The following is an 11,440-nucleotide window of genomic DNA, read 5'->3' as shown; positions in this document are numbered from 1 at the left end:
AGGAGCCGGCCGAGAGCCGTCAGGTCCTCGTGTCCGGCATCGGCCAGCAACCTCACCGGCGCCCGTAGCGGTTCCGTGGCCTCGGCTGGGGTCAGCAGACTGCCGGTGGGGGACCCGATCACGTCGGTCTCCGGTGCCTCGATCCAAGCCTGCGCGCCGGAGGCCGGCCCGGAGCCGATCGGCGCAGACCGCACACCGGTGCCATCGGTGGTGGGGCGGATTCGATGACCGGGTCCGGCGATCAGTGCCCGGTCACCGGTGAGGGCGTGGATCCGCTGGACGAACCGGGCCCGTTCGTCGGGGCCGAGCGGCTGCTGTCCGTTCGCGGTCAGCTCGATGAAGACCAGCTTCATGCCGTGGCGGTAGCCGTATGTGCGCAGCCAGCCGATCAGCGTCTCCGGGTCGGCTTCGAAGCGGCCGTCCGAGCCGCGCAGCAGTGCTCCACCGCCGGACAGGAGGGGCAGCGCCGCTACGAAAACGTCGGGGATCGAGCCGATTTGCCACAGCCAGGCCAGATCGGAGTCCGCGGCGTAGAAGTAACCCTCGTCGGTCGGCGGAGCCAGCACGCCGGCGTGCAGCCGGATGCCGCTGGCCATGCCGGGCCCCAGCAGCAGCCCCCGGGGGTCTGCCCAGAAGCCGGGGTCGGTGCCAGGGGCGACCAGCTGGGGACGGCCGACCTGCCAGTCTCCGAGGTGTGGGTCGGCGGTGCCCTGTCCGGTCAGGAGGAGGTCGGCGGCAAGTGCATCGGGGGCGAGCGCCACACTTGGGTCGCTCAGGACGACGTACGTCCCGAGTATCCCCGCGAGGAGGTCGCGCAGGGCATGTCGTGCAGTCCTGCCTGCGCCGGTGAGGGCCGGTCCGGTGGCGAGAAGCTGCACAGCGTGTACGGGCAGCCCGCTCAGCCGCGGCAGCCGCTGCACCAGCTCGTTGACGCCGGCCGTCACGGTGGTGCCATCGGTGTCCCGAATACGGAAGCCGCCAGCCGGATCGTTGGCTACCAGCACCCGCAGCACTCCCGGCACTTCGGGCATGCGGGCCACGGCGGCGCGGATGCGGGCCAGCTCCGGCCCATTGTCTTCGGGGTGGAGATCAACCAGCACTGGTACCTCGGGCCGGTCGGACACCGACCGCGGGGTGGCCGTCGTCGTTTCCACGTCGAGGGCGGACGGGGCATCCTCGTCCGGGTATCCACTCAGAGCGTCCGCACCCCTGAAGTCGATCTCACCCAGCGGCGACACGGGGTGGGGGATGGTCTGGACGGCCGAGCTGCTCGTACCTGCGGGACCCGGCTGCGGCGCACGGGTGGATGCGGCGGACGAGCCCTCGGTTCCGCCGGGCAGTGCCTCCACATGGGCCTGCGGGGGCTGCGAGTAGGTGATCTCCGGTGCCGGTTCGGTCGTCGTGGGTCTCGGCCTGCCCAGGAGGGTCTGCCAGGTGTCGTCGGTGGTGCGGGGGGCACGGACGCCGGCCGTCTCGCCGTCGCCGCTGACGTCGCTGACGTCGCTGACGTCGCTGACGTCGCTGCCGAGGAGACCGCGCTCCTCATCTGAGCTGAGCGGTCCGGCGACGCGGTCCTGTCGCATCGAGGCAGTCGGCGTGGTCGAGGAGGGCGCGGGTGTACCGGTCGCCGGGTCGCGCCGGTCGCGAGGGACCGCATCGTGGTCCTGCGTGGCCCGTCCGGTACCTCCCCCACCCGTGCCTCCGGCGCCGCCGAGGCCTCCACCACCGCCTCCGCGGGGCCCAGGGCCGCCCCCGTCACCGGGCCCGTCCGTGGCGTCACCGTCCTGGTCGTCGGTGTCGTCGTCCGTCAAGTCCTCCGGCTCTTCAGCGGCGTCGTCCATGCCGTAGACGCTGACGATCTGCTCCAGGGCATCCATCACCTCCTCGTCGACACGGTCGACCAGCAACGGCGTGAGGTACGAAGTCGTCCCGTCCTCGGCGTAGTCCTCCAGCTCGGACAGCGTGACGTCGGCCCACTCGTCGGCCGCGTCCCAGTTCCCAGGCTGCAACTCGTCGTCGTACTCCTGCTCGTGATCAGCCGGGGTGCGGTCAGGCATGGGCGTCAGAGCCTCCAGCTCTTGCTCGGTCGGCTCGGCGGCCTCGAACGCGTCCAGGGGGATGGCGCCCTCTCGGACAAGGGCGTCGAAGTCCTGGCCATACATCCCTTGTGCACCGGACCGGCGGACAGGGGCCAGCGTGCCATCGGGCTGCGACAAGGCCAGGGGTTCATGCCCCGACTGCAGTGGTGCGATCGGCTGCGGCGGGTTCTGCACCGTCGTGAGCTTGGGAACCCAGAACTTCGTTACTCGGCCCAGCCAGGGAGCGTACGCGCCGCGGGTCAGCGGCCAGTTGTTCGCGGTGGCCTCCAGCGCGGCAGCGAACTTCTCGGTGTAGACGGCAAGGCGCGCCGACCACTCCGGCCGCATGCCGAGGAACCACAGCTGGACGTGCTTACCCCGGGCCGCGGGATCGGCCGTGAGCAGCCAGTCGGCGAGGAGCTCCGGGTCGGCGGTCAGGATGTCGTCGGCCTCCTCGCCGTGCAGCAGCACCCGGCCCAGGCCGTCCAGTCCGAGCAGAACGACGTGGTCGGAGTCTTCGTCCAGTTGCCCGTCCCGGTGCAGCTCGGCCGAGAAGTCCGCCAGCAGCTCGCGGACGTAGGCGTCTCCCTCCAACGTGCCGTAGCCGCGCAGGGATGCCGTAACGCCCCAGAAGTATTGCGTGCGGACAGCGACGGTGCTGCCTTCCTCCTCGCCTCTGACCGGGACCTCGACCAGCCGCTGGCCGAGGTCGTAGGCCGGGGGCAGCTCGGCTTCCGCCTGCTCCAGCATCGAATCCAGGTCGCGCTGAACCTCTTCCGACGCCCGCTGCCGCAGCTCCTCGGGCCGGGCCCATTCCACGGCACCCAGATGCTCACCGTTGCGCAGCTGCATCAGTTCGCGGCGGCCGTACCACACCCAGCGTTGGCCTTGGGGGGCATAGCCGATGCTGATGCGCGAGGTGACCGCCACGGCTTCAATGAAGACGACCAGCCGGGCATGCAGTGCGGGCGGCAACTGCTCGGTCACAAGGATGACCGCCTTGAGGGCCGCCTGGCCGTCCCGGGTCTCCGCTCGAAGGGAGAGCAGCCACTGGGCCATCTCACCGACGGTCACCGGCTGGACGCCACTCCACGACTTCAGGCCGCTGAGATCGGCATCAGTGAAGGCCAGCGCCGGCAGGCCGTCCAACAGCGGCAGGAAGACGTACGAGCTCTCAGTGCCGTGGCGGTACTCCCCCAACACCTGCCTCAACACCGACGCGGTGGCGCCTTCCCCGGCGCCGTCGGCCTTCGGGTCGTACGCGGAGGCAACAGCTATCGGGGCCTGGTCGTGCTCTGTCAGCCGGCGTGGCCCTTCTTCCCACTCTGGCAGCACGCCGTCGCTCTGGAAGGCGGATACGGTGCCACGTTGCACCAAGGCGCCCTCATCCGTCGACACCGCCCCAGGGACGCCAACGCCAGTGGCCCGGTTCCACTTGGCGGTCTGCCGCAGGACCGGGCCGCCCTTCTCGAGTTCGACGTCCTTGACAGCACTGAGGTACCAGAGGTCGTTGGCCTCGTCGTGCACGGGGCGAACATGGGCACCGGACTGCGGGAAGTAGAGCTCCAGCTCAGCGTGGACCGGCAGGTTGTCCAATGCCTTCGCCAGCGCGCGGTGCTCCGCATCGTTGATGGTGCTCGGGTAGGTGAATTGAAGAGTGGTGTGTGCCCTGAGCGGGAGGAGGCGTCCGAGCTCGACAGGCAGCTCGAACGTCGCCCCTCCGTCCGGCTGGCTTCGCAGCAGTGGCTCGATGCGCGAGCCGCTGCTGCCGACCTGGACCAGGACGCCCTGCTGGTCCGTTCCAGCGTCCAGGACCAGGCCCGGACCGGTGAGCGCGCTCAAGGCGACGAGCTGGTCGCGTACCGCGTCGCCGGACTTGCCCAGGAAGGGGGAAAGCTTGCGTCGCTTCAGGGCCGCCAAACGGAGGTGGTCATCGACCGTGAGCTCGCTGGTCGGCATTTCGGGAGGTAGGTCCATGTCGAGCTGTCGCTGACGCGCCACAGCGCGACCCAGCGAGTCGGTCAGCCATGGGCTCGCACCTTCCCTGAGGGTCGGCTCCGCCCAGCGGCCCTTGACGCCAAGAGGACCGCGGACCTGGACTGTCCCCGTATGGGCGTCACCGATCCAGCCGTTCCGCTCGTCCGGCACCAGCACTGTCCTTTGGAGCAACTCACCCAGTTGCTCGGACCAGTCGAGCAGAGTCACGTGTGCCTGACCGGCCAGCGGCTTTGGCGGCAGAAGCCGGATCGCCAGGCTGGCGACCCCGACTACTTGGAACTCCCTCATCCACACGTACGCGTCGGTGGGAGTGGCCTCGGCCAGCTTCACGCGGCCGTTCTCGATCAGAGTCAGCATCGGAACACCCGCCGGGCTCACGGGAAGGATCACGTTTTCGACGAGTTCATCGATGTACAACCGTGCCAGGTGCGGTTTCAGCTCGTCGAACATCCACCACGGCAGACTGGCTGAGGCCTGAACGAACGAATTGTCTGCACTCAGCACCGGGAGGTACGCGGCATCGCGGATCTCGTCGTCGGTGAGGAGCCGGTTCCATGGCAAGCCCGCCACCCAGCCGCCCGAAGCGTCGAGCAGGTGCGGCTCGGCGTCCTCGGACGGGGAAACCGAAACCGTCAGCTCGGCCTCGGCGAGCGGATTTGTGGTCTCCAGGTCGATCAGGTCGCGAAGATCGATGGTCAGAGCGTCGTCCGGACGGGTCAGGGCCTCGGTCGCCAGCTCCTGCACGCTGTCCGACGCAACCGCCTGCGGCTGCTCGTCGCTTTGCGGCGGAGTGGCCGACCCGGCTTCCGCCGGCGCAGTTCCCGTTGTCGCCGGACTGTTCTCGATGGCGATCGGGGCCGGCCTGGCACGGCCCGGGTCGATTGCCAGCCAGTCCTCCTGCGTCACGGCGAGACTGACGTCACGGCTCGGTATCAGTCGAATGGTACTGGTACTCTCGCCCGGGACGAGTTCCCAATCGTGGTAGATCGGTGGGACCTGGACGCCACCGCCGCCGCGTGCACGGGCGTAAGCGCCCAATTCGCTGTAGGCCCGGGGACGGTCCTCCGGCAACAGGCCGACCGCAAGGATCCGCACCACGCGGTCGGGCTGGAACACTCCGCCGAGGATCGCTTCGAGCTCGCGTCCCGTCGCATCGAACGGCTCGACAGGGTGCTCCCCGCTATGCCGCAGGTATTCGTCGAGCTTCTCGAAGGCCACCTGGGGAAGGCCATTACGGAAGGCCAGCAGGAGTGTCTCGCCGGACCAGTCGTAGGTATCGCTCGGCAGATCGTTCCGGAACCGGTCGAGCAGGGGATCGGTGTGCTCCCCGCTCAGCGAGACGACGGTGCGTGGGCCATGGGCGGTGGTGATCTGGTGCTGCCGTAGGCCGACCTTGCCGGTCGGCATCAACACACCGGAGGCGGAGGGGTGGACTTGCGGGAGGTTGTTCGCGGTGGGCTTCATGCCGATCAGGCGCCACAGGCCGGGAGCGTTGTCGACGGGACGGCCGTTCCCGCCGACCCTCCAGGCATGCACCGCTTGGGTGAGCTCCTGGTTCTCCGCGAGATCGCCTGACCAGTCCAGCTGGTAGTCCTCGACCGGCCGCAGCATGGCAATGTGTGTGAACTCGGCAAGGTAGCCGAACGCACCCAGCGTCTTGAGTACGACATCGAGGTCGCGGACAAGCCGTCCGTAGGCGTCAGGGCCCAGCGAATCGGTCCTGACCACGAACTGAACCGTGTTGTTGGTGCCGCGGCGCACGTTCAGGATCCGGTGGAGGTCGAGGCTCAGCTGAGCCGGGGGCAGCGTCCGCTGCGCCCCCCAGAGGAATTCGATGATCCCGCCTCGGTCATCCACCTCGAAGGTGACGACCTTCAGTGGCATCTCGTGGTTCACCATCTCCAGCGGATGGGAGCCGGGCAGCAGCTCGTGGAGATAGCTGAGTAGGGAGCCCATTCGATGAGTCCTAAACCCGCGGTCAGGCAGCCACAACACGCCTCGGCGGTTGGGTACCAGCTGCCGCGCCCGTGGCTGCTGGGCGTGATCCTCGGTGATCCATGGGCTCTGTTCGTCGAACGGGACGGTGCCCGAGGTGCCGGCCGCGGGCACGAGTACGTCGGGTGGTGCGGTCTGCGGCACCGTCGTCCCGGGCAACATGCTCTCCGTCTCCGTAGTGTTCGAGAGAGCATGCACAGGCTCGGTGGCCTGGGGAGCGAAAGATTCCCGCGCGGCCGTGTCCGGTTGCGTGAGCGCCTGCGGGTGGGGCTGCTGCCCGGGTCGGACCTGCTGCGGCACACGCGTCACCGGCTCGGCGCCGAAGGTGCCGGGCCAGTCGTACCAGACTGTGGTGTGTGTGGGGCCGAGGACGCGAACCCTGGCCTCGGCCTCCTGTGCGAGGCTCCGCATGGCAGCCACGGCGTCGCCCATCGGTCCGGCCGAATAGGCGCCGGGGGTCGCGATGGTGGCGAGATTGGTGGGCAGCGGCACCAGCACGATCTCGGCGCCCCCGTCCCAGCCGGCGGAGTCACGCAGCCAGTCGACCATCTGTGGTGTCGTGTAGTGCGAGGGGTGGTCCATATGGAAGTGGTGGACGACCCAGATCGCGTCGGGGGCGTCCCCGGGCTTGGGTTCGGCGATCTCCACGACGAGCGCGAAGAGGTGCATGGCCTTGAGCAATGGCGAGTCCAGCACTCCCGCCAGGCCGAGCTTGGTCAGCCAGCTGTACTTGAAGGGAGCTGCGCCGGACATGCCGGCAGTGACCTCCGGCCGGTCGGCCCGAACCAGTACGCCGTCCGCGTCGGTCAGGAAGGTGCGACGGGCCCCCTCATGCGGATCGCCGCTCAGCCAGGCAGCGCCAACCCCCTCGTTGGACAGGGCGAACCCGCCGTAGCCGAAGTCGAAGAACGTACCGGGGCGGGCAGTATGGACCTCCAGCTCCAACGCCTTCGCCAACTCCGTGACGTAGTCCTGCGCGGCGTCCAGCTGCCCGACGATGTACGTGCCGAGTTCGGCCGGGACAAGGATCACCGGCCTGCCGCTCACACGGATGCTGCTGCGGATCCATCGCGCCATGTGCCTGGGAGTCAGGACGACATTGCGCCTCGTTCCCCGGTGATTCGCGATTCGGACCGACGGCAGGCCTTGGACGTAGTCCACGAAGATCCGGACCGCACCATCCTCCTCGGCCAGGTGGAACAGGTTCTGGACCTCGAAGTCCATGCGCGCGGTCGAGGCCAGGACATGGTCCATTCCGCCGTGTTGGGTCGTGACAATCTGCGACACATCAATCAGGACACCCCCGACGCTGGGCAACCATCCCGGCAGCTCTACCGGACCGGGCTGGGTCTCCTGCTCCGAGTCGAACTCTGCGAGTTCGTGCCAGGCCGGCAGAAGCTTGTGCCGCTCCGCCGGGTCCAGGTCGGCCACGATCCACGCCGAGTTCAGCCGGACGTCGTGCGTCACTTCTGTGCTGGCCCCCAGACGCGGGAAGAAGATGGGCCCCTGGGTCAGCTTCTTCAGCGTTCGCAGATCGGGGAGGAATCGCTCAGGGAATCCCGTAGTGGGGAGCGGGGTGCCGAACTTCAGCTGAAGTGCCATTCCCGGCATGAAGTCGACCAGGGCCAGCAGGTCGAACACGGCCTGGGGGGCCAGCTCCTGCGGGGCCTTGCTCAATTCGGGAACGCCCGGTAGCTGCAGTCGGCCCCCGGCAGAGACGTCGAGCAACATCACCACCAGATTGTCCGCCCGGTCCACCACCGTCAGTGCTGCGTGCAACGTCGCATCGAAGCTCCTGTGCACCACGCCGCGTCCGTCAGTGAACAGCAAAGGCCCCTGGCCCAGCGCGATACTGACCGGCAACTTCTGAGCGACCTCAGCCCCCGGCTGGAGCAAAGTCAGGCCAGCAGGCTCCTCCAGGGTGATCGAGGGATCGGTCTGGACGGCCTCAACGAGCCCGAGCGGGCTGATGTCGAGGGTGAAATCCTTGGACGCGATCAGCGTCTCCCGGTCCAACTCGTTCACCAACGCCCGCATCATGGCCGCGAACTGCGTATCCGTCAGATCAATCTGGGATGCGCCGCGCTCGGTGCTTGCCTGGACGATCAGGAACTGACCCTCAAGCGATATGCTGCGCACCATGTCGACGAGCGCCCGCGTGGTGATGAGCCCGGACTCCACTGGCCCGTCGTCGGGCAAGAGAGCGTCGTCGCTATTGAGATCCGACCGCCACACCGGCTGATCAAGCAGATCGACATCTTCCCGTGGGGAGGCCGACTCGTAGTCCAGCCCCAGCAGGAAGAAGCTCTGAGCCCTGAGCGTGTGCCGCGCCGTCACAAAAAGTCCGATGAAATCGGGTGAGGCCGCCGGTCCGAGCAGCAGTCCGGCGGGGTCCGAGAAGTACCGCGGATGGTCCCGGCGCACGAGTGAGCCGTCGGAGTCGGTGTGGAAAGCCGAACGCAGGCCCGCGGGCACGTTCGCCTCCCAGGCCGCGTCCGCGGTGTATGTCGGGGATTTGATTGTGATGGAGGCCAGGCTGTCGTCGATGTCCAGCGACCCGAGTTCGGGACTGGGCGGCAGGTGGGTGATCTTCCCGAGCGTGGCCTGCATCGCATTTGCCAGCGCGCGCATCGCCTCGCGCTGCCTTGCGGCCTCCTCGGGACCACCGAGCGGAACAACCTGGATTTCCAGGCCCTCCGCCTCGGACAGGGTCGAGACGAGCCACGTGGTGTAGGCGGCAACGGAGACTGGTATGCGCACCACTCGCCCCGGCGCGCCGGACTGTGACACGGTATCAAGGGCCAGCGTGGGCAGTCCTCGCTCGAAGCGCACCGCGACCCGCACCAGCCCCGGCGGCACGGGGAACTTACGCAGACCGCGGGTGGCGGCCAGATCGGCCGTATCCAACGAGGCACGCAGATACCCAGTGCCGAATGGTGAGGGGCTGGACGTCTCGTGCGCCCGGACTCCGCGGACGCCCAGCAGCATGCCGTCCTGCTGGGTGATCTCCGGCAGTTCACCGCTGTCTTCGAAATGCCAGCCCGTCTCCTGCCGATACGGACGCTCCGGTACCAGCCCATGTGTGCCGTCGGCCGCAGTGTTTCCGCGGATGGTGGCATCAGCCCCCGTGTGGATCAACGGCCTCTTGTGGAGCCGGTACAGCTCCTTGGCGAGCTTGGACAGCTGCGCCTCGGCCACCAGCCCGTCGACGGGCGTGACCGGAGCCAGGACGACCATCTGATCGGGCATGAGGCCGTACGCCCGGGCGAGGGTCAGCAGCGTCAGCGCTTCGGCCGCCCGCTGCTCGCCATAGGGCAGATCCACAGAGAAGCCATGCTGCGCGCTGTGCTTGAGCTGGATCAGGAAGATGTTCGGCGGCAAGTGCTGTACCAGGTCCTCGACCTCAGCCAGCCGCCGGACAACAGCGCCCGGGGAAGGAACGGGTATGAGTGCGAGGTCGCGATACCCGGCCATCATTGGCTCCATGCGGTGCCAGAGCACTCCGTCGCCAACCACCGCGGCCTGGCTTGGGAACGCAAGCGAGCGCAGCCAACCGCTGGACACGTGTAGCCGCGCCAGACTGTAGGCCTCCGCCGGGGAAGCGGCCTCTCGTGCCAGGTTCTTCAGCTCCTCATCCGAGACCGCGGAGACCCGCTGTGCCCTGGGCGCGCTCGTGAGCAGCGCCGCATCGAAAGCGAAGCGCGGATCGAGAGTGTGTACGGGCTGCTCAAGCAGCGCCGCCACCCGGTCGATGAATCCCTGTCGCTGCTCGGCAAGCCCCGCCAGCTCCAGCGCACTCGCGTTCGGCCGCGCACTCGCTGTCGGGACGTAGATCACCTCCTGCCCGCGGTACCCGGCGGCCCGCAGCCACGCAACGAAGGTCTCCGGGTCAACCGGGCGCAGACCACCGCGGAACGGCAGCAGGGGGCCGTCGGCGCCGAAGGGGGCGGCGGCGAGGAAGAACCTGCCGGGAACCCGAACCTTCAGTACGGCCTGGATCTCGGCAGACGCGTCATTCGAAGGCGACGCGGTAACACCGCCCGTCACAAGCGTGAAGCCGGGCTCGTCGTCCGGAACCAACCGGCCGTCATGCGTGGTCCACAGTGGGATGTGCACGTTCTCGGTGCCGGGCTGGTCCAGTCGCTGCCAGTCCAGCACTCCGTCGACATCGCCGCCGGACCGCAGCACGGGCTCACCGCCACGTATCCCTGGGGACAGCGTGGCGCCGTCCGGCGCCACCAGCAGCGGCCGCTCGAGCTCCGCCCCCAGCGCGAGCAGGTCGCGCCGGAGCAGCGCGGCCCCAGAACCATGCGACGGCATCTGCTTGGCGTACACCTGGACGAACCGGACGGCGGAGCCGATCCGCTCCTTGACCACCGCTGCGACATTTTGTCCCCCGAACACCACAGTGCCGTCCGCGTGCTCGGCCGCGAGCTGACCGTCCGGAGCCACACCGAGGACGACCCTGGCCAGGCCGGCAATACGACGGGCTGCGGCCAGCGCGCCCAGCAGGCTGGCGGGCGGCTTCAGCCACTCCGGGGACAGATCCACCAGACCGGTGAAGGATCCGGACGGCATGTCAGGCCCTAGGACCAGAGCCGTAGCGGTGGCGTGGGCGGCACCGCCCGGGAACCGGACTCTGCCGGCCTGGTCCATGGAGGACCAGTCGCCGTGGACCAGTCCGAACTCCTCGGCCAGTCGACGCAGTTCGGCGCGGTAGGCAGGGGAGCCGCTGAACGAGCCGTACAGGAACAGCTTTCCGTCCTGCAGCGCCTTGGGAAGCAAGGAGCCAAGCATCAGCCGGGCCGCCTCGAAATCGGGCGGGCTCTGGTAGCTGCCCAGGATGAAGCTGGGACCTTCCATACGCGGCACCGCTCGGGCAATCTCGCTCGCCTCGGCCATCGTCGGCGGATACACATGCCTGATCCACATCCCGGCCGCAACCAGCTGCCCCACAATCCCGCGGGCCGATGGATGATGCCAGCGGGACTGCCGGGAGTCGAGCGAGCTGAGCTGGCTGTCGGGCTTCTGCCACAGCTCCTTCGGGAGAATCTGACACACGCGAGGCGCGAAGTACGGCAGTGCCAAGGAGACACTGAGTGCATCCGGATCGAGGGGCTGGTCAAGGTACTGGACGAAGGGTTTCCAGCCGCTGGCACCGCCAATCCCGACCAGCGACTTCCGGGCGAGGGCCGCTGAGACACCGTCGCTCCACTGGCGCTCCTCCTCCACGTCGGCCATCTCGAAGACGCTACCGCCAAGCGGCTGAGCATCGTCCGCGCGACCCTTGCCCTTCGTCTCCGCGGACAGCTTCTTTGGTTCGTCGTCCGACTCGGTGTCCATCGAGTGGTCCTGGGCCTGCTCCAGTC

The 11,440-nt window shown here is 68.4% G+C and carries 1 pseudogene; it reads right to left on the bottom strand.

Going from position 1 to position 11,440, the window contains the following annotated elements:
• Positions 1-11,440 (bottom strand): annotated as a pseudogene (locus ACWGI8_RS22565) (hypothetical protein); the annotation flags it as partial.

It is taken from the genome of Streptomyces sp. NPDC054841 (genome assembly GCF_053611045.1).
Note: the sequence above shows the minus strand (reverse complement) of the source record. Positions and strands in the feature narration are given on the sequence as shown.